The 25,409-nt window shown below is 49.4% G+C and carries 23 protein-coding genes; 4 read left to right on the forward strand and 19 right to left on the reverse strand.

Translation table 11 applies throughout. The features are described 5' to 3' along the window. Window positions 1–112: 112 nt before the first annotated feature. The 19 genes from QOL74_RS15305 to QOL74_RS15395 all read right to left on the reverse strand — a co-directional run bounded on the left by QOL74_RS15305 (window position 113) and on the right by QOL74_RS15395 (window position 19,978). The gene (locus QOL74_RS15305) at window positions 113–679 is read right to left on the reverse strand and encodes a glycerol-3-phosphate responsive antiterminator (RefSeq protein WP_283410373.1); all 567 of its coding nucleotides are present in this window, start codon (window positions 677–679) and stop codon (window positions 113–115) included. A 79-nt stretch (window positions 680–758) separates the two neighbouring features. Beyond that, window positions 759–2,162 carry a sigma-54 interaction domain-containing protein gene (locus tag QOL74_RS15310; RefSeq protein ID WP_283410416.1) on the reverse strand — a complete coding sequence of 468 codons (1,404 nt, stop codon included), beginning with the start codon at window positions 2,160–2,162 and terminating at the stop codon, window positions 759–761. Between the two features lie 251 nt (window positions 2,163–2,413). Then, window positions 2,414–3,604: an extracellular solute-binding protein gene (locus tag QOL74_RS15315; protein ID WP_283410374.1), complete on the reverse strand. Its 1,191-nt coding sequence runs from the start codon at window positions 3,602–3,604 to the stop codon at window positions 2,414–2,416. Window positions 3,605–3,753: 149 nt separating this feature from the next. After that, complete coding sequence (locus QOL74_RS15320) at window positions 3,754–4,677, reverse strand: ABC transporter permease (protein WP_283410375.1); 924 nt, start codon at window positions 4,675–4,677, stop codon at window positions 3,754–3,756. Next, complete coding sequence (locus QOL74_RS15325) at window positions 4,677–5,540, reverse strand: ABC transporter permease (RefSeq protein WP_283410376.1); 864 nt, start codon at window positions 5,538–5,540, stop codon at window positions 4,677–4,679. The genes QOL74_RS15320 and QOL74_RS15325 overlap by 1 nt, the downstream gene beginning before the upstream one ends. After that, the gene (locus QOL74_RS15330; RefSeq protein ID WP_283410377.1) at window positions 5,521–6,606 is read right to left on the reverse strand and encodes an ABC transporter ATP-binding protein; all 1,086 of its coding nucleotides are present in this window, start codon (window positions 6,604–6,606) and stop codon (window positions 5,521–5,523) included. The genes QOL74_RS15325 and QOL74_RS15330 overlap by 20 nt, the downstream gene beginning before the upstream one ends. 131 nt (window positions 6,607–6,737) lie before the next feature. Further along, the gene (locus QOL74_RS15335; protein WP_283410378.1) at window positions 6,738–7,475 is read right to left on the reverse strand and encodes a glycerophosphodiester phosphodiesterase; all 738 of its coding nucleotides are present in this window, start codon (window positions 7,473–7,475) and stop codon (window positions 6,738–6,740) included. 98 nt (window positions 7,476–7,573) lie between these two features. Further along, complete coding sequence (locus QOL74_RS15340; protein ID WP_283410379.1) at window positions 7,574–7,702, reverse strand: hypothetical protein; 129 nt, start codon at window positions 7,700–7,702, stop codon at window positions 7,574–7,576. 363 nt (window positions 7,703–8,065) lie between these two features. Continuing rightward, window positions 8,066–9,565: a glycerol kinase GlpK gene (gene glpK / locus QOL74_RS15345; RefSeq protein ID WP_283410380.1), complete on the reverse strand. Its 1,500-nt coding sequence runs from the start codon at window positions 9,563–9,565 to the stop codon at window positions 8,066–8,068. A gap of 120 nt (window positions 9,566–9,685) precedes the next feature. After that, a complete protein-coding gene (locus QOL74_RS15350; protein WP_283410381.1) occupies window positions 9,686–10,567 on the reverse strand; it encodes a PfkB family carbohydrate kinase in 882 nt (293 codons plus the stop codon). Window positions 10,568–10,588: 21 nt separating this feature from the next. Then, entirely contained in the window at window positions 10,589–11,671 is a 1,083-nt protein-coding gene (locus QOL74_RS15355) for an ABC transporter ATP-binding protein (protein ID WP_283410382.1), read from the reverse strand. A gap of 110 nt (window positions 11,672–11,781) precedes the next feature. Further along, window positions 11,782–12,630, reverse strand: coding sequence for a ComEC/Rec2 family competence protein (locus tag QOL74_RS15360; protein ID WP_283410383.1), 849 nt, complete (start codon window positions 12,628–12,630; stop codon window positions 11,782–11,784). A 93-nt stretch (window positions 12,631–12,723) separates the two neighbouring features. Continuing rightward, window positions 12,724–13,593, reverse strand: a complete 870-nt coding sequence (locus tag QOL74_RS15365; RefSeq protein WP_283410384.1) for a carbohydrate ABC transporter permease — start codon at window positions 13,591–13,593, stop codon at window positions 12,724–12,726. A 119-nt stretch (window positions 13,594–13,712) separates the two neighbouring features. Next, window positions 13,713–15,038, reverse strand: a complete 1,326-nt coding sequence (locus QOL74_RS15370; RefSeq protein WP_283410385.1) for an ABC transporter substrate-binding protein — start codon at window positions 15,036–15,038, stop codon at window positions 13,713–13,715. A gap of 68 nt (window positions 15,039–15,106) precedes the next feature. Further along, complete coding sequence (locus QOL74_RS15375; protein WP_283410386.1) at window positions 15,107–15,985, reverse strand: carbohydrate ABC transporter permease; 879 nt, start codon at window positions 15,983–15,985, stop codon at window positions 15,107–15,109. A gap of 263 nt (window positions 15,986–16,248) precedes the next feature. Beyond that, window positions 16,249–16,965: a GntR family transcriptional regulator gene (locus QOL74_RS15380; RefSeq protein ID WP_283410387.1), complete on the reverse strand. Its 717-nt coding sequence runs from the start codon at window positions 16,963–16,965 to the stop codon at window positions 16,249–16,251. Between the two features lie 361 nt (window positions 16,966–17,326). Continuing rightward, window positions 17,327–17,839 carry a flagellar export chaperone FlgN gene (flgN, locus tag QOL74_RS15385; RefSeq protein ID WP_283410388.1) on the reverse strand — a complete coding sequence of 171 codons (513 nt, stop codon included), beginning with the start codon at window positions 17,837–17,839 and terminating at the stop codon, window positions 17,327–17,329. Between the two features lie 22 nt (window positions 17,840–17,861). Further along, window positions 17,862–19,478 (reverse strand): flagellar filament capping protein FliD, encoded by a 1,617-nt coding sequence (gene fliD, locus QOL74_RS15390; RefSeq protein ID WP_283410389.1) that lies wholly within the window; start codon window positions 19,476–19,478, stop codon window positions 17,862–17,864. 95 nt (window positions 19,479–19,573) lie between these two features. Continuing rightward, on the reverse strand, window positions 19,574–19,978 hold the full coding sequence (locus tag QOL74_RS15395; protein ID WP_283410390.1) for a flagellar protein FlaG: 405 nt from the start codon (window positions 19,976–19,978) through the stop codon (window positions 19,574–19,576). Between the two features lie 185 nt (window positions 19,979–20,163). On the opposite strand from QOL74_RS15395, the gene QOL74_RS15400 reads away from it, so the two are divergent. The 4 genes from QOL74_RS15400 to nikB all read left to right on the forward strand — a co-directional run bounded on the left by QOL74_RS15400 (window position 20,164) and on the right by nikB (window position 25,409). Then, on the forward strand, window positions 20,164–21,009 hold the full coding sequence (locus tag QOL74_RS15400; protein ID WP_283410391.1) for an aminotransferase class IV: 846 nt from the start codon (window positions 20,164–20,166) through the stop codon (window positions 21,007–21,009). 105 nt (window positions 21,010–21,114) lie between these two features. Beyond that, window positions 21,115–22,203: a redox-regulated ATPase YchF gene (ychF, locus tag QOL74_RS15405; RefSeq protein ID WP_283410392.1), complete on the forward strand. Its 1,089-nt coding sequence runs from the start codon at window positions 21,115–21,117 to the stop codon at window positions 22,201–22,203. A gap of 480 nt (window positions 22,204–22,683) precedes the next feature. Further along, window positions 22,684–24,267, forward strand: coding sequence for a glutathione ABC transporter substrate-binding protein (locus QOL74_RS15410; protein ID WP_283410393.1), 1,584 nt, complete (start codon window positions 22,684–22,686; stop codon window positions 24,265–24,267). A gap of 212 nt (window positions 24,268–24,479) precedes the next feature. Beyond that, window positions 24,480–25,409 (forward strand): nickel ABC transporter permease, encoded by a 930-nt coding sequence (gene nikB, locus QOL74_RS15415; RefSeq protein ID WP_283410394.1) that lies wholly within the window; start codon window positions 24,480–24,482, stop codon window positions 25,407–25,409.

Consider the following 25,409-nt stretch of genomic DNA (forward strand, 5'->3'; position numbering starts at 1 on the left):
ACCATGCCCGACAGAGCCGTTGCACTGCAGCGGCTTTATCGGGCATGGTTCTCCATTTCTCAACCATCTATATCAAATTATGACTGCTGACCACCCCTGCTGTTTTGCTGCTTTAAAGACTCCAGATGGCTTGATTGCTGGATGAAACACCAATGGCTCCTGCCTTCAGGCTCTCAATCACATCTTCCTTGTCGTTGATCAGTCCGCCGGCGATCACTGCCGCCTTGGTTTCTGCCCGTACCTGGCGAATCACTTTGGGCATAATGCCTGGCAATACTTCCACTGCGTCAGGACGGTTGGCATGAATGGATTTAATGCCCGTCTCAAGTGACAGGGAATCCAGTATGAACAGGCGCTGGATGGCAAAAATGTTCATTTCCCTGGCGATTTTGATCAGGTTGCTTTTGGTGGTAATAATGCCATGGGGCTGTATGCGTTCACCAATGTAGCGCATGGCCATGGCGTCTCTTGAAAAGCCCTCCATCAGGTCCAAATGGATGTAAATCTGCATGTCGGCTGCCTTCACCCGTTCCACCATCTCTGCCAGGTTGAAGATATTGCCAGTCAGCATAAAGACCATATCTGCGGGAGAATCAATGGCTTCGTCAAGGCAGTTCACATCATTTACCGCCGCAATAATGGGATTGTTCTGGATGCGCTGAAAAAAAGTATCTTTCAATCTTTCCCCTCCTGAGTTAAATCTTCCATTTCAAGACTTACAGGCCCATTATATCCGGTATCGCTGACTAAAGCAAAATTTACTCCACTAATCGATATTTCCGCGCTTTGGCGGCAATGGTCTTATGCGTGACTCCCAGTGCTTTGCCGGCAGCATTGAAGCTTCCAAAGGTGCGTATGGCCTGCTGAACAATATGTTTTTCGTATTCTTCCCAAGTGGCGATTTGTCCTGCAGCGGTTAAATTGATCAGCGAAGGTGCGGCAGCTACGGGCATCTGTAGTTCATAGATTTCTGAAATATGGGGAGGTACATCTGCCAGGGTTAATTGTTCTCCTTCTGCCAATACCAGCATACGCTCCATGAGATTTTCCAGCTCCCGAATATTGCCCGGCCAATGGTAAGCTTCAAAAGCATCCTGCACTTCTTTTTCCATGCTTGTCACCGTACTTTCCAGCTGCCTGCTCATTCGTTCCAGGAAATAGGTGCTGAGGAGAAGAATGTCTTCCCTTCGCTCCCGCAGAGATGGTATCTCCACCGGTATCACCTGTAGCCGGTAAAACAGATCTTCCCGGAACAGGCCTTGGGCAACCATTGTCTCCAGATCACGGTGTGTCGCTGCAATGATGCGGGCTTCACAGGTCAGTACTTCATTTCCCCCCACCCGTTCAAATTCTTTTTCCTGAAGGGCTCTCAACAATTTTACCTGCATCTCCAGGGGTAAATCGCCAATCTCATCCAGAAAAAGGGTCCCTTTTCCCACTTCTTCAAATTTTCCAATACGCCGTCGCAAGGCCCCGGTAAAGGCTCCCTGTTCGTGGCCAAAAAGCTCTGATTCCAATAGATTAGGGGGAATTGCTCCACAGTTGATTTTTACAAATGGTTCTCCTTTTCGTTCACTGGAGCGATGAATGGCTTTTGCCACCAGTTCTTTTCCGGTACCACTTTCTCCCCGCAGCAGCACGGTAGATGATACGCCGGCGGCCTTTTGAGCTTTTGCCAGCACTCTTTTAAACCGTTGATTATTCCCGATAATGGTGGAAAAATGCGGGTTCAGCTCGATTTCCCATGACGGGTCCTGTTTCAGGGGCACCACTTCACCTGTTGGTGAACCCAGCGTATTTCCCTCCCTTTGATAGAAAGCCAGGATTCCGCAAAAACTGTCTGCTTCCCACATGGGCACCACCGTTGCCGTCAAGCGGGTTCCCCTTGTTTTATCCAGAACCGTTCCCACCATACGTTTCTTTTTTTTGAAGGCTTCCAGCATTAACTCATCCCCCGCCACCTGAAAAACACTCTTTCCCATTATCTGCTGCACTTCCAGTTGAAAAAGGGTGATGAAGGCCTCATTGACGTAGTCCACACGCCCACTGCCATTTACCACACAAACCCCTTCAGGAAGCAGCTGAAACAGTCGCTGATAAGTGCTGTGATCACCTGTCTCCATGTGAAGTCGTTGAATGTGTGTCACTTTTCCCACGGTCATCTCCGTCACCCTCTCTCGCCTAAAAATGCCATGCCGGCGAATATTGCTTCACAAAAAAGCCATACAGCGCCGCCCTGTTTTCCCAGGTCGGTCTGTATGGCTCTCCGCATCTCAGCCAGTTATTTGCTTTGCAGTCATTATAGCATTAACAGAAGACTTTGTAAATGTTTCTTTCAAAACGGTTTCTAAACTGCTTTCTTTCAGCAGTGGTTTGCCCGCTGCTCATGAAAGGTATGCACTCTTACCATCTGTTACTGTCGACCCACTTCCTCAATCCATGTGTTGATCATGTACGTCTTATAATCACCATTGAACCAGGTGGATCCTTTTGCTGAAATTTCTGCATCGCTGATGAGGTTTTTCTCGGCTACCACGTTTTGTCTGGCGGGTTTGGCACCGATCATATCATTCATTTGCTCCTGAGCACCTTCACTGATGAGATAATTGATCCACACCAATGCTGCTGCCTTGTTGGGAGCATTTTTAATCACTGCGAAATCATCGGATCCACCCAGCATGGCAATGCCTTCCGGAATGTAAATTTCAGCATGCTGGAAAAGATTTCCGGCTTCCATGTATTTGAAAGTCATATCTTCCCAGTTGGGTGCCAGCCAGATTTCGCCCTGATTGATTTTGTCAAGAATATCGGCGTTGGAATTCCCATAGGTGATGTTGGGTTCAATTTTATTCAGCCAGTCCCACACGTCACTCCATACCGCTGTTTTTGATTCATCGTAGTCACCGCTGTACTGGGCTGCTCCACCCGTCAGTTCATAAATCAACGCTGTCACAAAAGCCTGACCGGAACCGCCTGAGTTGGGAGGGGCATAGCCGAATCGCCCAGGATTCGCTTCAATCCAGCTTTCCAGCTCTTCAACGGTTTGGGGTGGATTGGAGATGTGCTCGGGGTTAAAGACAAAGCCGGTTTGATTACGGCGGAAAGGAACCAGCATCCCCCGAATGGCAATCCCTTCGGTGAAGTATGCGGCCACGGTATCCAGGTACTCGTAGTTAGGAACCATTTCTGCAAAAGGCCCATAGAACATGCCTTCATCGATCATCTTGCCCAGGTTCTGGCCGCCCATGAGGATGGCATCCACGGTTCCCTGGGGACGGTTGCCTTCTGCCGCCACTTTGTCAAAAATGGCGTTCTGATCGCCCATGATCACCTCGACAGAAATGCCGTACTCCGCCTGAAACTGATCTGCCATTTCTTTAAAGAATGGTTCTTCAGAATAGGAATAGAAAGTGACTTTTCCTTCACGTTTGGCCTGTTCCACGATGAGGTCCCACTTGGCCTCGTAGTCCATGAGCATCACTGCTGCGCTCAGTTCACCTTCTGGTACCGGTGCCGGTGCTGCCTGCTGCCCGCAGCCTGCGAAAAGACCTGCCGCCATCATCATTACGAGAATTATTGCCATTACCTTGGTTTTTCTTGTCATTTCTGTTCCCCCTTCTTGATTGATGTTCATTTGCAAAAGCCCCTTCATCCTTTACAGGTTAACTGCTGAAGCGACCCTTCATAACCATCTTTCCGTTACTGCTAGATGTGCCTGCTAATGCATCACCTCCACCTCTCAGTGATCGAGCGCTATATTTTTCCGAATCCTGAAGAGAGGTATTCTTTTTTCAGGAAACGCTCTGCCACCATCAAAATCACAATGCCAGGCACCACTAAGATGATGCTCACCACTGACGCATTGGTGCGCTGAAAGAAATACCCCAGGTAAGAATACAACAGAGTGGGGATTGTCCGGTACGTGGGAGTGGCCACAATAAACGTGAGGATAAATTCCTCCAGGCTGTAAATAAAGGTAAACACGCCGCCTGCAAAGATGCCCGGCAACACCAGCGGAATGTAAATTTCCTTCACCACATCAAAGTGGCTGGCACCCAGGTCATAGGCCGCATCAATGACCTCCTGGGGAATTGCCTCAAAGGTGGTGGTCACCGTGCGAATCATGTAGGGAATGCCGACGAGGGTGTGGGCAATGATCAGACCGATAAAGGTCTGTGACAAATGCAGGTTATTCAGCAGGCGTCCCAGGCTCATGGCCACCACAATCCCCGGCATGATGATGGGCAGCAGCACAATGAGTTTTGCCAGCCCTTTTCCCCGAAACTTTTTGCGACCAAGTACATAGGAGGTGGGAAGTGCCAACACAATACAGACCGCCGTGGTAATGGGTGCCGCAATGAAGCTGGTGGTGATGGCCCGCATCACTTCACCATATTTCAGCACATGCTGCCAGTGGTAGAGGGAAAAGCTCTTGGGAAAAATATCCGGGTAAGACCATGGCACCGACGGATCCACAAAAGACCAGAGAACTGCCACCAAAATCGGAATGAACACCGAGGTCAATACCAGAATAAAGACCAGTACAATCAGGATTTTGCTGAACTTGAAGGGTTTTCCTTTTAAAAACCAGAACAGACCGCCTGCTTTGTCATCATCTGGCCGATGCTCGTTATCAGGGTTTTCCACTGGAAGTTGATTGTTCTTTTCGGAGTTCATCAGACAATGTCACCTCCCTGAATTTTTTTGGCCAGTTTGGTGTAAATGGCCACCATGATCATCGCCGAAATAATGATGACGGTACCCACCACTGAACCTGTGTCCCAGTCAAACATTTCTGTAATGGAGGTATGCATCAGCACCGGCAGTGCAATGGGATACACCGGGCCTGCCAGTTTGGGTATTTCGAATCCGCCGTAAGCCCTGATGAATACCAGAATCACCGATACCAGAATACCGGGCATGGAAAGGGGAATCAGCACATGGCGGGCCACCTGCCAGCGGTTGGCTCCCAGATTGCGGGCCGCATCCACCAGTGCCGGGTTGATGCTTTCCATGACTGCCATGATAATCAGCATCTGAAAGGGAATGTTTTTCCAAATCTGGATGATCATGATGCCTATCCCGTATTTGTCCTGCACCAGTTTCAACGGCTCCCGGATGAGATTCAACCGCATGAGGATCAGGTTCAGCATGCCATGGGGTGCCAGAAAGTTGACAATGAGAAACGTGGCCACCAGTGCCGGTATAAACAGGGGAATCTTGATGAGGCTGTTGAGCAGGTTCTTGCCGCGAAAATGATTGCGCATAAGAAAGCAGAGGGGCAAGGCAAACAGCAAAGAACCAAAAGCTGATGAGATTCCAATCCAAATGGAATAGAGGATGGAATCCAGAAAATAGGGCTGTAACACTTTGCTATAGTTGGCAATGGTGTAACCGTCAATGCCATCCATCTGAAAACTGCGAATCACGGTGGTCATCAGGGAAGAGATGAAAAAAAAGGCAATGAACCCCACACCGGGAAGCAGCAGCAGGAAAATGTTTAACCGTTCGCGGTTCTTTTTACTGATGGGCAGTTTCATGCTGATTCACATCCTTCATTTCAACAATTGTGCAGTCCTCAGGTCTGAAATGTACCTGAACACTGTCTCCCTCTTCGAAAAGTTGCTTGCCATTTGACTGAATCCGCAGGGATTTTCCAGCCACCTCCACATGGTAATCCACAAAGTTCCCCATGTAGGTTTGCGTGGTGATCACACCCTGAAAGGTATTTTCACTGCCTTTTTCCATCAGCAGATCTTCCGGTCGAACACTCAACAGCACTTGATCACCCAGTGCCAACTGGTATTCTGTCATGGTTTTGATGTTTCCAATTTCTGTCTCCAGCAGCCAGGTATCTGCCTCCAGCTTTTCCTTCACGGTACCGTCGATGAAGTTGGCCGTACCAATGAAATCTGCCACAAAGGCAGAATTGGGCCGGTTGTAGACATCTGTGGGTTTGCCAATTTGCTGAATCACGCCCTTGTTCATGATGACCACTCTGTCTGAAATCACCAGCGCTTCTGCCTGGTCGTGGGTGACATAGATGGCTGTGATCTTCAGCTTGCGCTGAAGCTCCCGTATTTCCACCCTCATTTTCTCCCGAAGCTTGGCGTCCAGATTGCTGAGTGGTTCATCAAACAGGAGAATGTCGGGTTGCATCACCAACGCTCTGGCCACTGCCACCCGCTGTTGCTGCCCGCCGCTGAGCTCTTTTGGAAAACGGCCTTCAAGTCCGGTAAGCCCTACCAGTTCAATGGCTTCTGAAATCCGCTTCTCAGCCTCTGTCTTGTTCACTTTTTTCATTTTCAGTCCGAAAGCAATGTTCTTTTTCACCGTCATGTGGGGAAAAAGGGCATAACTCTGAAACACCATGGCGGTGGACCGCTTGTTGGGCGGTATGTCATTCACCCGCTTTTGGTCAAAGAGAATGTCACCTTCATCCGGCTCAATGAAACCGGCAATGCTTCTCAGTGTGGTGGTTTTGCCGCACCCCGACGGGCCCAGCAGCGTAATGAACTCACCGTCTGCGATGTCCAGACTCAGATTGTCGATGGCGGTGAAATCCCCAAACCGTTTCACCAGGTTGTTGATGGTTAATCGTGCCATATCGTTCCCTCCAGTTAACTGATCAGTTCTGTTTTTGACTGCAAGACTGGCTGTGTTCCGACAGCGGCAACCCCCTGTGATGATTGTTATCTCTGCCGTTTATCCTCTGAAGAGGGGGCCATGCCGCTCTATTACTCAGATGCGTAGCGATGAATGTAGTTGGTGAAAATACCGTCGACTCCCAGCGCCATCAGTTCTTCTTTTGTGACATGACTCATTTCCTCATAGCCGCCATCGAAGAAGGGGTAGACTTTCAGGCCATTCTCGTGACATTTGTCAACGATTTCCCGATTAATGGAAAGCAGGCTGGGATGAACTGAGGAGGCACCTATTCGACTCACATACTCCCAGGGCTCCACCAGGACACATGAATACAGGACGCCGGTCTGAAGGGTGTTGTCCAGCTGCTTCACTCTGAGAATGGAATTGTGATTGAAGGAGGAAAGAATGATTTGATCCTGCACATTCATTTCATGAATCATCTGAATCACTTTCTCTTCAATGCCCTCATACCAGATCAGACTGTTTTTCAGCTCAATGTTCACCAGAGACTTTTTTCCCACAACCAATTGCAGCGCTTCCCGAAGGGTTGGTATCGATTGATTTCGGTAAGCCTCACCATACCACCCCCCTGCATCAAGCTGTTTCAGTTCTGCCAGGGTCTTGTCCATGATGAGTCCGGTTCCATTGGTGGTTCGATCCAGCAGTTCATCGTGGCACACCACCAGTTCACCTTCTTTTGTTAAGTGAACATCAAGCTCAAACCCATCTGCACCGGCTTTCAGTGCTTTTTCAAAGGCAGCCATGGTATTTTCCGGAGCCACTCCCGAATATCCCCGATGCCCAAATATCACCAGCTCATTCTCCAAAACCCTGCACCTCCATTAATGTTTCTTCTTTCCCTGCTGACAGCACATGGTCTTTATGGATCTACTGCAAAGACTGTGCCAATGTTGGAATCGGTTGCTTAATCAGCATTTTCAGTCTTTTTCCCCTGCATCATCTGGTTTTTTTTACCAAAACCACCACCTTCATCAACGACGGGCTGGTAAAAATTCCCAACCAGGGGGATGTCACAGGCATCCGTCAGAAGCATGCTGTCATTCCATGGAAAAAGGCAAAAAAAAAGGACAATAGAAGCTGACCTGGTCTTTGACCCCACACTCGCCTGCTGGAAGCCTTGCTCCGGGTTTGCCGTCACGCCGCTTCTCTCGGGTTTGATCCCGGCAGGGCTTACTCCTAAGCCGCACCATGATCAGCAGCACATTTGGCTGCGTTACGTGGGTCCTTTCGCCTGCGACTGGCATGGACTTTCAACCACAGACCTTCTATTGCCCTTTTATTATATCAAATTTTCATCCATCTGAGTAGCCGTCCCCGGATTTTTCAGAAGAGTGATTCACCAATCACAGCAGGATGCGCCACGATCCATACTGCTGCCAGCATTTGTACAGATCATTTATTCTGCTTGTTCCCACTGAAGGGAGCGCTGAACCGCCCGACGCCACTGGCTGAGTTGCTGCTTTCTTTCAACCGGTTCCATCGCGGGTTCAAAGATGTGATCTTCCTGCTGTAATAGGGACAATTCTTGCTGGTTTTGCCAGAAACCAACGGCCAGCCCTGCCAGAAAAGCAGCGCCTTGTGCAGTACTCTCCACTTTTAAGGGGCGCAACACCGGGACCTGCAGCATATCTGCCTGAAATTGCATCAGGAAATCATTCTGAGCCGCACCCCCATCCACCTTCAGGGCAGGAATGATGATGTCCGCATCATCTGCCATGGCTTCCAGTATGTCGCAGGTCTGGTAGGCGATTGATTCCAGCGCTGCTCTCACCAAATGTTCGGCTTTGGTTCCCCTGGTAAGTCCCACCATGGTGCCCCGGGCGTACATGTCCCAGTGGGGAGCTCCCAGACCGACAAAGGCAGGCACCAGGTACACACCGCCATTGTCAGGCACTTTCAGTGCCATGGCTTCTGTTTCTGCCGCATCCCGAATCAGGCGCAGTTCATCACGAAGCCACTGAATGACAGCACCTGCCACGAAAATACTGCCCTCCAGAGCATACGTAAGCTGCCCGTCAATTCCCCAGGCGATGGTGGTTAAGAGCCCATGGGATGAAGGGATGGGTGTTTCGCCTGTATTCATTAACAAGAAACAGCCGGTGCCATAGGTGTTTTTCACCATGCCCTGCCGAAAGCAGGTTTGCCCAAAAAGAGCCGCCTGCTGGTCACCTGCCACGCCGCTAATGGGAATACGGGCGCCGCCGAAAGTGTGGGGGTCTGTATAGCCATAGATCCCGCTGGAATTTTTCACCTCCGGCATCATGGCCGGCGGGATATCCAGCAAGGCCAGCAGCTCTTCATCCCATTCTCCGGTGTGGATATTGAAGAGCATGGTGCGGGAAGCATTGGAATAATCAGTGGCATGCACTTCTCCCCGGGTCAGGTTCCAAATGAGCCAGGTGTCGATGGTGCCAAAGAGAAGATCTCCTTTTGCGGCCATTTCCCGGGCTCCGGGCACATGATCCAAAATCCATTTGATCTTGGTGCCTGAAAAGTAGGCATCCACCACAAGACCGGTTTTCCTTTTGATGGTTTCTTCCAGGCCCTGTTCTTTGAGTCTGTCGCACATTTCTGCCGTGCGGCGGCATTGCCATACAATGGCGTGATGCACGGGCCGGCCTGTTTCCCGGTGCCAGACCACGGTGGTTTCCCGTTGGTTGGTGATGCCAATGGCGGCAATTTCTTCGGGGCGAATCCCGGTTTTTTCCAACACTTCCCGGGCAACACCGCTCTGGGTTCCCCATATTTCCATGGGGTCATGTTCCACCCACCCAGGCTGAGGGTATCGTTGCAGAAATTCCTTTTGGGCCACCCCGCACACGTCTCCCTGGCGGTTCAGCAGAAGGGCTCGTGAACTGGTGGTTCCCTGGTCCAGTGCCATGATGTATTGTTTCATCCATGCATCACCCCTTTCACCTTCCCATTATATACCAGATTCAGCCTTTCATCCAAGAAAGGTCCTTTCCATGGAAAGTAAAAATGATTGAGGCTATCGGATGAAACAGCCTGGCTCCCATTAGTAAAACTGCTGCAAATAGTTTTCCACTTCTTGCCGGTTTCCCTTGAAGGGTTCCGGCTTTTCCATTTTTAGCGATACCAGTGCTGCCGCATAGCGGGCGGCTTCCAGTACTGATTTTTCCAGTCTTTCGGTGATATAGGCACTGAAGCAGCTGTCGCCTCTGCCGGTTCTCCCGGTCAGGTTGCGGGGTTTCAATGGAACCACCGCCCCTTCGTCACGGTTCTGCACCAACACCTCTGTGTTGTGGGTAATCATCACTTCTTTGGCGCCCCATTCCAGGAGCACTTTCGCCGCTTTTGAACGATCTGTTTCCCCGGTCATGATTTCGGCCTCTGCCGCATCTGTTTTCAGATAGTCAATGTATGGCAGCCATTTGCGTTTCTCTTCCCAGTCGCGAAATACCATGCTGCCGCCCTCATTTCGACGAAGGAATGCCTGTGCGTCCACCGCCAGTTTCCCTCGTGATGCCAGCTCCGGCAACAGTGCCGGGTCAAAATCACCGGCAATGAGACCTCCTAAATGGTAGATGCGGGAGGTCACCGGCGGCAGGTCTGCCACTGTAAAAGGCGCTGCCACCCGCAAAGCTGTACAGATTCTCCTCTCCCGGTCTTCTGTCAGGTATTCGTTTCGGATGGAGGTGGTCACCGGTGATGCCGTGTGAAATAAATTTTCTTTAGGGACATTAAAAATGGTTTCCAACATCTTTTGATCTTCTTCTGACGTTTTTGTCAGCACTCCCACCCGCCAGCCACCAGCCACAGCAGCATGAGAACTGTAAACCACCGCTCCTCCAAAGCTTCGGCTTTCCTGGCCCTGATAAATATTGCAGTCTAAAGACACATGTCCAATAATAAACGTGTCACAGTTTCGTTTTTTCATGGTTCCCCCCGTCTCGCACCCTTATGCGTAGGCTTTGCCTGTGTCGATATGGAAAAGCTTCATTTTACCGGACTGAACACCCAGTGAAATGCTGTCGCCCAGAAGAATGTTGGCCTGAGGCTGAACCAGTGCCCGCACAAAAACACCGTCACGTTCAATTCGAATTAATGTATCCCGGCCAATGGTTTCTTTGTGAATAACCTTCCCTGTAAAGGCAGTGTGCGCTGTGTCGTTGGTGACGAACCAGTCTTCCGGCCGTATACCTGCCTGACACCGCTGCCCGGTGGGCAATGCCTCTCTGAATACATCTGTCAGCGGAACCGCATGCTCCATGGTATGCAGCCTGATGCCCGGCATGCCAGCATCTGTGCATACCGCCTCCATCAGATTAATGGGTGGATTCCCTAAAAAAGCGGCTACAAAGGCATTGGCTGGTTTTTCGTACATTTCCTGAGGGGGACAGAATTGCTGCTGATGTCCAGCGTTCATGATGAGAATTTTGTCTGATATACTCATGGCTTCTTCCTGATCGTGGGTCACAAAGATGGTGGTGACGCCTGTCTCACGCTGAATACGTCTGATTTCTTCTCTGGTTTCCAGCCGCAGCCTGGCGTCCAGATTTGACAGCGGCTCATCCAGCAACAACAGTTTGGGACTACCGGCCAGTGCTCTTGCAATGGCCACCCGTTGCTGTTGGCCTCCTGAAAGCTGTCGGGGTTTCCGCTTTAGCAGTTCTCCAATTTTCACCAGTTCCGCCATGTCCATGGCTCGCCGGGCCCGCTCTTTTTCCGGTGCTTTTTTTATCTTTAAAGGAAATTCGATGTTTTCCTGAACAGTCATGTGTGGGTACAGTGCATAATTCTGAAAAACCATTCCTATGCCCCGATTTTCTGGCCGCACCTGATTCATCAACTGGCTGCCAAAATAGATCTCCCCTGCTGTCGGCTGATGTAGTCCCGCCAGAAGAAAGAGGGTGGTACTTTTTCCACAACCGCTGGGTCCCAGCAGTGAAATAAGATTCCCCGGCTCAAAATCCACTGATAATTGATCCAATGCTGTGACATCATTGAACTTCATGGTCACTTCTTTCATTGTGATCTTCATTGCAACACCACCTCCGTTGATCAGGCATGTAACTGTCGACCATCCATTGCTGACAGCACATCCCCTCGTATACCTTTATACCTTTTTTCGATGCCTCTCCCATGAACCGGTTACGATTTCACGCAGATCAGCGATTCCTGCCATGCTTCGTTTTCTGTGAACACAAAGCGTACCCCCGAATGATCACACCCGCTGTTTTTTTCTGCTGTTTTAACCACCTGTGCATGGGGAGCGTATTTTTTCACATGCGTTTCAAAATCTGCCGAGGGCAGCTCCCATGTTCCTTCATCATCTGCCGACACCACGATCCATTGCAGTTGGGCACACGTCAACAGCACTGCCGGCAAGGCCTGTGTATCCCCATGATGGGGCGCCTGTAACACATGTACCTGATGATACAAGTCTGCTTTTTCTTCCCAGTAGTCTGACGGTATATCTGAAGTGATCAGTGCTTTACCCTGATCGCCCGAAAGAAACACTCCCAATGAACATTCATTTAGTTTTTCTCCAATGGCCGCGTCTCCCTCATGCGTCCCCGCATGCATGACTTGGTTTATTCTTTCTGCCTTCAGGGGATCAGGCTGAAACACTGTGAGAGTCCAGGTATCAATGGATATTGCTGCTTTATCAGCAATCAGTTTTGTGGCAATATGATGGGCCTGCAGGTTGTGCCGATGCACCGGCGACAAGCAGCCATGCCAGCATTCCCTGATCTCACATTGTTGCAACAGCTTCTCAAGACCTCCGATGTGATCATCATGCTCATGGGTAATGATCAGCAGGTCGACGGTTCGAATCCCGGTTTGGGATAGGTATTCAGACACGCGCCGGCGCTCCTTCTGATCATAGATGGAAGCTTTGTCATCTCCACAATCAACCACAATCACATGACTGTTGTCTGCTTTTCGCATGACAACACTTAACCCAAAGCCCACATTCAGGAACTCCACCAGGTACATTTACACCACCACTTTCTTTCTTTATCATCACTGTGATTGCCATCTTTATCCTTGCCGGCATGTTCACCGGCTTCATGATCATCATCCGGCTGTTTACTTGGCATTGGCTGTACGAAATGCTCTGCGGATGTAAAGAAACGATACCCCGCATACCATGATCACCATAATGATGGATCCCGCAGCGGCATATCCTGTGTGAAAGTATCTGAATCCATACCTGTAGATGTAAAATGTGATGGTTTCAGTGGCATTGCCCGGTCCGCCTCCGGTCAACACATACATTTTGTCAAACACGCGAAAGGTATCGATGGTTCTCAGGAGAAGCGCCAGGGTTAATGTGGGTTTGAGCAGTGGCAGGGTGATATACCTGAAGCATTGCCATGAGGTGGCCCCACTGACACGGGCACTCTGGTACAGGCTCTCTGGAATGGCCTGAAGCGATGCCAGCACCATTAAGAAAACAAATGGTGTCCACTGCCAGATATCTGTTATGATAATAGCCGTCAAAGCCCAGGTGGTGCTGCTTAACCATTCAATTCTACCCAAACCGATCACTTCCAGCAGGTAATTCAACACCCCCTGGTCATAGGCATACATCATTTTCCAGGTCAGTGCCACAGTAATGGGCGGTAAAAGCATGGGAATCAGTACGATGGTACGAAACAGTTTTCGGTATTTCATCTCTTTATTAAAGAAGATAGCAAAGGCTGTTCCCAGCACCAACTCAAAAAGAACGGCTGAAACCACAAAAATCAGTGTGTTCTTCACTGCATTCCAAAAATTCATATCCCTTATGATCCGCTGATAGTTTTGTATGCCCACAAAGGTTGATTGATCAAGGATATAGTCTACCCTGAAGAAGCTGGTATACGCCGCATAAAAGAGAGGATAGACCGTCAGCAACAAAAACAGCACCACCGTCGGCGTTAAAAAAATCCATGTCATTCGTTCGCTCTTTCGCATATGATCAGCCCCATCAATGGTAATTTAATGCACTATGTATGCGAATCACTTGCTCAGATATCTAAGCAAGTGATTCGTCCGAACCGGTGGATTCCACCCGTTTCTTTAAACACGTACTGTTAGGGAAGCATGTTTTTAATTTCTTCATTGGCCCGGTCAAGGCCTTCCTGAATTTCCACCTGACCTGCCAAAATCTGAGAAAGATACATGCCCCAAACATCTTCAATCTGGCTCCAATATGGGGTTCTTGGTCTGGCAACCGACCGCTCCAAAGCTTCCAGCTGCGCCGGATAATGTCTATACTTTTCAATTAATTCGGGGTCTTGATAGACGCTTCTTCGGGTGGGAACGCCTCCCCCGATCATGGCCATTTCTTTTTGCACTTCTGCACTGGTGACCCATTTCATAAAGTCAACGGCGGCCTCAATCTTTGATGAAGTTCTGGGAACTCCCAGCAACCAGTTTCCAATCATGGCTGCTGATTCGTTCACCTGCCCCGGCACAGCTGCAAAAGCCACTTTTCCCGCTACCAGTGAATCTTCTTCATTATCCACCATCGCCACCCATGAAGGCCAAGCCACCAGCATGGCTGCCTGCCCCTGTGTCAAGGCAGTTGCGATTTGGTCGCTGTCAAAGGCCTCAACTCCAACGGGGCCAAGGTCTTTCAACTTCATGTAGGTTTCCATGGCTTTCACACCTGCTTCTGAGTTCACCTGCGGCACTCCATTTTCATCCAACACCCGTCCGCCATAGGCCCAGAAGAGGGGCATATAATTGGAGACAATGGGATTTCCACGCTGCCCGCGCAAGGCATAGCCAAAAGTATCCGGCTCTTCCCGTGTGATGACTTCTGCTATGGCCAGCACATCATCCCAGTTTTCCGGCGGTGTCAGGTCATATTTTTCAATCAGGTCTTCCCGGTAGAAAAACATCTGCACATTGCCGATCAGTGGCAGTGCGTATAATGAACCTGTTCCGTATGGTTCCCGGGAGAGATTAATGGTGGTGGGCACAAAATCCGGGTCGACTCCTTCAGTGAAGTAATCATCCAGATTGGCAAGGAGGTTGGCCTGTCCAAATTCCGGCATCCATGGATCATCCATCATCACCAGGTCATAGGCACCTGAATTGTTTCTAACATCCAATACAATGGTTTCCTTTAAATTATCATACGGCATGTCGTTAACCTGTACATCGATACCCGTTTCCTGTGTGTACTGAGCTGCTACAGCTTTCAGTGCATCTGCCATGGCCCCGGCTCTGGCTGCAATGGCAATGGAGGCCACACCCGGCTGATCAGCATCATTGTTTTCACTTTCCTGCGCCGGTGGGGAAGCGGGAGCCGGAGCTGGAGCTGGAGCAGCGGGCTGTCCGCAAGCTGCCAACAACATGGCTCCAACCAGTACCAGTGCCCACCAGTGCTTCTTTTGCCAAATACGTTTCACGTTAGTTCCTCCTTTTCATCTCACCAATCTTCGTTGACAGTGAATCTTTTCATTGGGTTGTCCAGCATTTATCCTTTCACCGCTCCCAGTGTCAGTCCCTTGATCAGATAATCCTGCAGAAAGATGACAAACACCAGAATGGGAATGGTTGATAAAATACCCCCGGCACTCATTGGTCCCCAAAGCACCAGGTACTCAGTGACCAGCCCTGATAATGCCACGGGAACGGTCACCAGATCAGGCGACTGGATAAAGATCATGGCATACATGAACTCATTCCATGACATGACAAAACTGAAAATGGCTGTGGCAGCCAAACCTGGCGCCACCAGCGGCAGCACAATCTGCCGAAAAACCTGAAAGGGTGAAGCACCATCCACCTGAGCGCTGTGTTCAATTTCAATGGGTATCTCGCTGAAAAATCCGATGAGCATCCAAATGGCAAAGGGAAGGTTGAACACAATATAAGCCAGGATCAATGCAATGCGTGTGTTCAGCAGGCCCACATTTCCCATGATACTGTAAAGGGGAATAACAAAAGCAACTGGTGGAAAAATGCGTGTTAGAAGGATCCATGCCAGCAACACTTGTTTTCCTTTAAACTGGTATCGAGAGAGTGCGTAAGCTGCCAGACTTCCAAAGGCAACTGCCAAAACAGAAGAAACAAAGGCCACCATGGCGCTGTTACCAATAGTTCCCAAAAATCCCATTTCCTGAAACAGCCGATGATAATTTTCCAGGGTGGGCGCATGCGGGTAGAAGGTGGGAATGCTTGAAAACTGCTCCAGTCTGCCTTTTAATGAATTATTGGCCATCCAGTAAACCGGGAAGAGCGACCACACAACAATAAAAGCCATGATTCCTGCAAATAGTCCACGGTTTCCGATGATTTTCCATTTTGATTCAACCTGATGAAGTCGGTTCTCTTCGAAACGGGTTATTGACATGAACTCCGGCTCCCTTCCTGCTGTATAAGGTGCGTTGCAAACCTGATTGAGATGTCTATACATCTAAGACAAGTATACCATAATTGTTCGCATTCTTGTGTTAAGAATGGGTAAATTTTCAGTCTACTTTGTTCATCAAAAAAACAGCCGGATATTTCCAGCTGTTGCTTCGTCAATGAATGCTGCGGCCCGTATGGATTTTGCTGAGACTCACTCTTTGATTCCTTGCAGTGCTTTAAACCGCTCAGTGCTTTAAACCGCCATTAACCGCGCTGTCTTCTAACCCTGAATCGAAAAACGTCATTTCTCATGTAATCAATTGAGTACAAAACTGCTCTGTTCCGTTCATCATAATGCACTTGTTTCATAATCATAACCGTTTTGCTGCCTGTGGGGTCAATTTTTCTGATCTCCGGCGAAATACTGTCGGGAACCATTAGTTCCGAGTCGGCGCGGGCGACGTAAATTTCACAGTGCTGCTCCAGAAAAGAGAAGAGGGATCCGGCAAAATCATCATTTTCGAAGGCTTCTCCCACAAGTTGATAGGGCATCACGTTGATTGAGAAAGCCACTGCTTCATCATCTGCAAAACGTACTCTTTCAAGTACCAGCACTTCATCGCCCTCATTCAGTCCCAACGCCTGTGCCCACTCTTTCCGGCAATTCTGTTTACCAATCGATTCACGACTTTCACTTTCACGCATGCCCGCATGCCGAATCATGGCCCCCATGCTTTGTAATTGCTCCAGGCTGCTGGGAATACTCTCCAGAGGTTTGATAATAAAGGTGCCCACGCCATGCTTCACCAGGAGTTTTCCCTCCTGTTCCAGCAGTTTAACTGCTGCTCGAAAAGTCTCCCGGCTAACGTTGAACCGGCTGGCCATTTCGTATTCAGAAGGCAGCCTTACTCCCACTTCCAGCTGTTTTTCTTCAATCATGCGGTTGAGTTCGTCGCGAATTCGCAAGTAACTTGGTTTCATTGTATCCCTCCGGGCAGGCGTTTACTCTGGTAAAACATCGTCAATGTACTCATTCTGACCATCTCTGAACCAGATTTCCTTTTTGTCATTATACCAGATGATCCTGCCATTATATATAATAATGAAAGCGGATCTGTTGAATCAGGCACTCTTTTCACCCGCGCTTGCATGCAATGCTTCCCAAAACCCGTCAACAAAGCCATTAAACTGCAAAAAACTGCTGTCCCGGTATAAGAGACAGCAGTTACGGGTTTGTTATCATTTGTGCTTGGGTAACAGCCAACCGACAGTTTCAGATGAGTTGCCCGCTATAACATCTTCCGCAACTCTCAAATCGCTTGAACCAAGTTTCTCACTCAGCTCATTTTCTTCGCGAAGGCTTTTCTTTTTGATCCATAAAGAGGGGGGGCTGGGGCTGTTTGGTATTGGCATACCCATGAATGGCCTTTTTCCCCTGCTGTACCTGGGTAATCTCTTTTTTTAAAGAGGCCATTTGCTTCTTCATGGATTCACGGTTTTCGTCATCCACCTGTTGAATCGCCTTCAATAACTGCTGCACCTGGTCAACCGCACCCTGCAGCCCATGCACTTGTTCACGGGAAATTTCTCCCGCCGGAATCTCTTCCATCGACTTGATTCCCAAATGCTCTTTCAAGCTATTAAAAGCGGTGAGAAACAGGGCATCCACCTTGTCTGCCTGTTCCATCAGCTGACCCCTTTCTGTCAAAAGAAGGGTGAAGGCTTCCAGATCAAGATTTTCCGATGTGTTCAGGAGATCCTTTTGTTCCATGGTAAAACGCAGGAGATCTTTGAGGATCCCCTGCTTTTCATTTAAATACTGCGTCAGATTGTTCACTGTTTCATTGATGTCCATAACTGCCTCCTGAAAGAAATCCTTACATAGCTCCCATATGAGCTCCCAGCCAGCTGGCTTGGTTGTTCAACTCACTCAAGGCTTTCTCCATGGCTGTGAACCGTTTCCAGTATGCTTCTTCTTTTCGGAACAAAGCCTGTTCTTCCCGGGCAATACGAGTGTTGAGAGTGCTGAGTTCTCGATCCATCAAGCTGCGGGAACTGTTTTTAGTGACATAGTCGATGAGCATATTTCCCTGAACCGACCGGTACAGGCTGGCATTTTCACCGGTGCCTCCCCGTCGCACCAAATCTTTCATCCCGATGACTATCTCGTCGTTGATTCGCTGGAACAGACCGCTGTTTTGTGAGCGTTCCTTAGAATCGGTGGCGTCAGAGGTTTTAAAGATCAAATTCATCACACCGTCTGCATCAGCAGCAATGGCTTCCCGCAGTTTATCTTCATCAATTACCAAACGTCCTCCATCACGAAAATTGCCGGTGGTGATGCCAATTTGAGTGATTTGGTTGAAGGTGCCTGTGGTATTTTTGACCGGCTCGTAGAGCAGGCCTCGCATGTTCTGAACCATTCGGGTCAGGGTTTCGTCGTTACGCAGCAACCCACTTTTCGATTTTTCTTCCCATTGTTCGATGTCCCGCTCTGTCATGGAAAGCTTTTGCTCATCGGTGAGGGGAGCGTAGCTCTGATGATAAGCTTCACTGGTTTTCCCACCGATTAAATCCAGCAATCCATTGTATTGGTCAACAAACCCTTTGATCTTGTCCACAATACCATCCACATTGGTGTTGACGTTGATGTTGATGGTGGCGTATTCGTCGGTGGTTCCCTCCACCAAGGTGGTTTCTTTTAAATTGAGATTAATGCCATAGACGCTAAAGTTATTGGTACTTCGTTTCACATCCAGGCCATTGAAGGTGATTTCTGCATCTTTTCCCGTTTTGTTGCGATCATCAGCCTCAAAAATAGCACTGCCCAGTCCGCCGACTCCAATATCAATCTTTTGATTGGCGCCAGTGGTCCGGCTGCTGATCATCAAGCTGCCCACTTCACGGTCATAAGAGGCGCTGAGTCCCAGAGATTTTCCGTCTGCGTCTGTGGCGCGGTTAATCTGATTCACCAAAGTGAAGACAGTGTCACCTGCTTTCACTGTAAAGGTTTCACCGTTAATCTCCAGGTTCTGGGTGTCTTCTCCACTCAGGTTAAAAGTATAGCCGTCCGCCTTCAGAAGATCCTCACCGCCCACCTGCACGTCTTTCAGGTTCAATGAGTTGGTGCGAGCCACTTCCGCCAGCTGCTTCACCTGTACCTGGTGGGTTCCCTGCATGGCGTTGGCATTAGCCGTTGCCGTCACCGCTGTTGTATTAGATGACCGGGCACTCTTCACCCAGTTGAACTGATCCACATTCGTTGCTCTGAACTGGCCGGTGTAGGTTACCTGATTCAGACCAAAATCTTTTCGGGCGTCCAGCAAAAAATTGGCCAGACTTTTGGTCATATCATGCAAGCCTTCCTGGCGCCACTGGGTACGCTGCTCCTGCTGGAGATAGCGATCCACCTTCATGCGCTCCACCCGCATCATCTGATCAATCATTCCCTGCACATCAATACCGGAACTGAGTCCGCCTAATCGCATTGTCATTCTCAAACACTCCTTTCAGCCGGCGACCGCCGCCTTTTCTGTCATGTGTCCCTGGTGTTATTTCCATTCATCAGTGTGTCCAACCGCCGCATCGTTTATGCTTTTTCATCAACAATGATACCGGCTACCTCCAGCATATTGGCAACCACATCCAGCAACTTCTCCGGCGGAATCTCCCGAATCACCTGGTCGCTGCTGCTGTCAATCACCTTTACCATCACTTTGTTCAGCTGGTCATGTATCGAATACTCAAAACGTCGGTTGAAGCTCTTAAAACTTCTGTTGGCTTTTTCTATGGCATTTTCCAACTCTTTCAGATCAGTGGGACGCCCCTGATCTTCCTGATGCTTTTCTTTCAAGGTAGTCGGTTGCACCGTTTCTGCCTGTCTGGGAAAATGTCCGACTTTCACATCCGTCACTTCAACTTGTTGGCTTCCCTGCCTCAGAGCTGTTCTTTCAGCAGGCTGCATGCGCTCTACTGCTGCTCCATCAATTTTCATTCAGGCTCCCTCCTATACGTCATTCTCTAATGTAGTTATCGGTATTATTAACCAATGCTTTACCCTTTGGAGCCCGTTTTCCACAGGTTTTTTCTTCAGGTTAACTTCCTGCTTTTTCATTTTCCTCCGGTATGATACAATAAGTCCGGAATATGGCATGCTTCAAGCCACAGGGGGAATCATCCATGAGTCACCGGGAAATCGAAAAATCTTTTTTTCTGTTGAATGGTCATCTGCATGCTGTTGAAGAATTTGATCCTCATATGGCTATCCGCTATCCTTCCGTGTATGAAGTGATTCGGGTCATCGACGGCGTTCCTCTTTTCTGGGAGGCACATTTGGATCGCATGCAGCAGTCACTGGCACTGGCCGGTGCCTCTTTTCAACTGAATCGAGAAAACCTCCGCAGCCAAATGGACCTGCTGATCCAAAAAAACCAGGTATTGAATCATAATTTGAAAGTGGTGGTGAATCACTGGGACAACACATTGAGTCCTGATACCTATCTATTCTTCATCACTACCCGATACCCCAGTGACAAAGATCTGCATCAGGGAGTTCCAGTGATCCTGCACCCGGCAGAACGAAAAAACCCCAATGCCAAAATCATTTCCACCAGCTTTCGGGCACCCATTCTGAAGGCCCTGGAATCCTCAGGTGCTTATGAAGCCCTGCTGGTGAATCAGTCTGATGAAGTTACCGAAGGCAGCCGCTCCAATTTTTTTGTCATCAAACAGAATGTTTTTTACACACCGCCGGCAGCTCAGGTGCTTCAGGGAATTACCCGCCAGGTGGTGATGCGACTGGTACATCGCCTGGGATACCAGATTCAGGAAACTTCCATTTCCCGCGCCTTCTTACTAAAAGGCGATGCCCTTTTTCTTACCGGCACCTCTCCAGGCGTGCTGCCCATCAGCAATGCGAATGGTCACTCATTTTCTGTCACTCTGGAACCCCTTCAGAATTTGCAGGGACTTTATCACCATTTTGTGCGAACCTATGTGGATATTCACCGTTCTTCCGCAGACTGAGTGTGCGGAAGACCAACAAAAAACAACCAAAAAGGGAGCCAGCAAAAGGAACCAACAAGGAGCCAACAAATAGAACAAAGCATTGAAAAACAGGGAGGAACAATCATGAAAATGGGAATTGTGGGCTTGCCCACCACCGGAAAAACAACACTCTTTAACTTGTTGACAGGTCAAAATATTGAAACCAGCGGGTTTTCCACAGGAAAGGTGGAAGCCCATACCGGCATGGCCAGAATCCCCGATGAACGGATTGATTTTTTGGCCAGTCAATACCATCCTAAAAAAACCACTTATGCCACCGTTGAACTGGTGGATGTGCCCGGCCTGGTGAAAGGCGCCAGCACCGGCAAAGGTGTGGGTAACCAGTTTTTGGATGCTGTTCGAAAAGCCGACGCCCTCATCCATCTGGTGCGGGTCTTTGACAACCCCCAGGTGATGCACCCTGAAGGCAGCATCGACCCCCTGCGGGATGTGGAAACCATTGCCATGGAACTCTTGTTTTCCGATCTGGGTGTCATCGAAAACCGCATTGGCCGTATTGACGCCGGCAAGAAAATCACCAAAGAGCATCAGGCAGAAAAAGCCGTGCTGGAAAAATGCCAGGAAGCCCTTGAAAATGGCCAGCTTCTTCATGAAATGGAACTGGATGAAGAAGAACAGGAACTGCTGCGAAATTTCGGTTTTCTTTCAGAAAAGCCCATGATGCTGGTGGCCAACATTGATGAGTCTCAATTAACCAGCGGCGACTTTCCCATGAAAGCAGCCCTGGAAGAATACTGTGCTGACCACCGCTTGCCGCTGATTGTTCTCAGCGCCCAGGCAGAACAGGAGATCAGCCAGCTGGAGGCCGATGAACGGGATATGTTCATGGAAGAACTGCATATTCAGGAGCCGGGCATTCACCAGGTGGCGCGCACCGCCTATGATCTGCTGGGCCTCATTTCTTTTCTTACTGCCGGTGAAGATGAAGTGCGTGCCTGGCCCATAAGACGGGAAACCATCGCCCGCCGCGCTGCAGGCAAGATCCATACCGATATCGAAAAGGGCTTTATCCGTGCTGAAGTCACTGCCTTTGCCGATTACCGGGAGCATCCCAGCATGGTCAAACTGAAGGAGCTGGGAAAAGTGCGCCTGGAAGGGAAGGAATATGTGGTGCAGGATGGGGATATCATGAATTTCCGTTTCAATGTGTAGTCGTTTACATGTTGTGTTTTAAATGGTCCTGCCACCAAATGTGCTGAATGGGAGGACACTTGTCCACGGTTGTCATTCCACCGTGGACAAGTGTCCTCCAAAAAGAGGATTGCCCATTATCGAATCTTACGTTATAATGATACCGAACAGTCTGTCATTTTAACGATTCGTGGAAGCTTGCCACAAAATTGGAATTTTGTTTGATTGTTTTCAGAAAGGTTTTTTACAGTTTCTATAACCCGGATAAAAACAGACCGCATGCTGAACACCGGCATCGCATAAATATTCGATTCGCCGAATATTTATAGGTTTGTTCTTTTTTTACCCTAAATTCTGTTTAGTTTTTGTTTAGGGTGACGCATGGTTAGAATTTCTAATTGGGGGTATTTTGATCTCATGAACCCCGTCCACCAGATTTAAGCGCGCTGAGGCAGCAACTTCAACGTGTTTGAATAAAAAAGAAGAGAAGGGAGATTTATCATGAACCAAAAGAAAAAGTACATTTTGCTAAGCCTTATGTTGGTACTGGCCCTGATGGTCACTGCATGCGGCGGCAGCGAACCCGCTCCGGCACCTGCAGAACCCAGCGAGCCAGGCGCAGAGGCGCCTGTTGTGGATGCACCACAGACCGACGAAACCCTCATTGTTGCACAGGGGGCTGACCCAGTTTCTCTTGATCCCCACGCCACCAACGACCAACCTTCATCCCGGGTGATGGCACAAATTTATGAGCGTCTCATTGTCCAAAATGAAGAAATGGAACTCGAACCCGGCCTGGCCGAATCATGGGAAGTGATTGATGAAAGAACTTACGAATTCAAACTGAAGCAGGGCGTTCTTTTCCACAATGGCGAAGAATTCAAAGCCAGTGACGTCGAGTTCACACTGCTGCGGGCCCTTGAATCTTCCCATATCGGGCACATCGTGGGTCAAATTGACCCCGAAACGATTGACGTCATCGATGATTACACCATTCGCATCTCCACCAAAGAGCCTTTTGGTCCTATTCTGGCTCATCTGGCCCACACCGCTTCCAGCATTCTGAATGAGAAAGCTGTTACCGATGGCGGCGAAGACTACGGTCAAAACCCCGTGGGAACCGGCCCTTTCAAATATGACAGCTGGACCACCGGTGACCGGGTGGAACTGGTGCGTTACGATGAGTATCATGGCACACCTGCCAAAGTGTCCCGTGTCATCATGAGAAATGTACCTGAAAATGCCAACCGTTCCATCGAAGTTGAAACCGGCGGCGCACACATCGCTTACGACATTGATCCCAACGATGTGAGCCGTGTTGAAGGCAATCCTGATCTGAAAATGATCCGCAGCCCCAACTTCTCCACCACCTACGTTGGTTTCAACGCCGCCAAAGCTCCCTTTGATGATGTGCGCGTACGCCAGGCCATCAACTACGCGGTGAACATGGATGCCATTGTTAACGCTGTTTACATGGGCACTGGTGCGCCCTCCAAAGGTCCTCTGGGCCCCAACGTGTGGGCTTCCAACCAAAATCTGGAACCTTATGGCTATGATCTTGAAAAAGCCAAAGAACTGATGGCAGAAGCCGGTTATGCCGATGGCTTCTCCACCACCATCTGGACCAACGAAAACCAACAGCGTATCAACATTGCTGAAATCCTTCAGAACCAGCTTCGTGAAATCGGCATCAATGCTGATGCTCAGGTGCTGGAGTGGGGCGCTTACCTGGATGGCACCGCTGCAGGTGAACACCAAATGTTCATTCTGGGCTGGGTAACCGTCACAGGCGACCCAGACTACGGTCTGTATGCCCTGTTCCACAGCAGCCAGCATGGCGAAGCCGGCAACCGTACTTTTTACACTAACCCCCGGGTTGATGAACTCCTGGATATCGGTAAAGTCTCAACCGATCCGGCAGAACGCGAAGCCGCCTATCTTGAAGCGCAGGAGCTTATCCGCAACGACGCTCCCTGGATCTTTACCTGGACCGGCGAAGACCTGACAGCCACGGCCAACAATGTGGTGGGCTTCCGCAATCACCCTGCCGGCCATCACAAGCTGTTCAACGTCTCCTTCGAATAGGAAACAAACAGCACCTGTTAACACATCTACCATTTGAATCGGCCATTCATGCTGATCATTGACACCATGGCATTTCATACAATCAAGGCGATCAAACAATCATGTAGGGCATTTGCTCTACATGATTGTTTATGGGTGGTATTATTTCATCATTCGCACTATTTATTTTTATGCCTGGCCCGCAGGGCAGGTAAAGAACTAGGAGGCTGGCGATGTATAAGTATATTCTCAGAAGACTGCTTTTACTGATTCCGGTGATCCTGGGTGTAACCTTCATTATATTCACTATGATGTACTTTACACCGGGTGACCCTGCACGAATCATTCTGGGAGAACAGGCATCTGAAACGGATGTACAGCGCCTGCGCGCTGAAATGGGCCTGGATGATCCCTTTTTTATTCAGTTTGGCCGTTACATAAAAGATGTGGCGGTGAATCAGGATCTTGGACGGTCTTACCGAAGCAACCGGTCTGTCACCGGCGAACTGGTGGCCCGTTTTCCCACCACCCTGAAACTGGCTGGTCTGGGGGTGTTGGTGGCGGTGGCCATGGGGATTCCCATCGGTATAATATCGGCCACCAAACAATATTCATTTTTTGATAATTTCTCCATGGTACTGGCATTGGTAGGGGTCTCCATGCCAAACTTCTGGCAGGGGATGATGCTGATCCTGGCCTTCTCCGTCTACCTGGGCTGGTTCCCTTCATCAGGCTTCTCAACCTGGAAGCACATGGTACTCCCCGCTCTCACCATCGGCACTTCCACAGCAGCGGTGATTACCCGTATGACCCGCTCCAGCATGCTTGAGGTGGTTCGCCAGGATTACATACGAACCGCCCGTGCAAAGGGACAGGTGGAGTCCAAGGTGATCAACCGCCACGCCCTTAAAAATGCGTTGATCCCCATTTTGACTGTTGTAGGCCTGCAGTTTGGATATCTGCTGGGCGGCGCGGTGTTAACAGAAACCATTTTTTCCATTCCCGGTCTGGGAAACCTGATGGTTCAGTCCATCAGAACCAGAGATTTTCCCATGGTGCAGGGAGGCGTTCTGTTTATCGCCGTCACCTTCAGTTTTGTTAATTTGATAGTCGACATCCTGTATGCTTATGTGGATCCCCGGATCCGATCCCAGTACAAGTAA

Origin of the sequence: Anoxynatronum buryatiense, assembly GCF_900182905.1 — a bacterium.
Lineage (GTDB): Bacteria > Bacillota > Clostridia > Peptostreptococcales > Tindalliaceae > Anoxynatronum > Anoxynatronum buryatiense.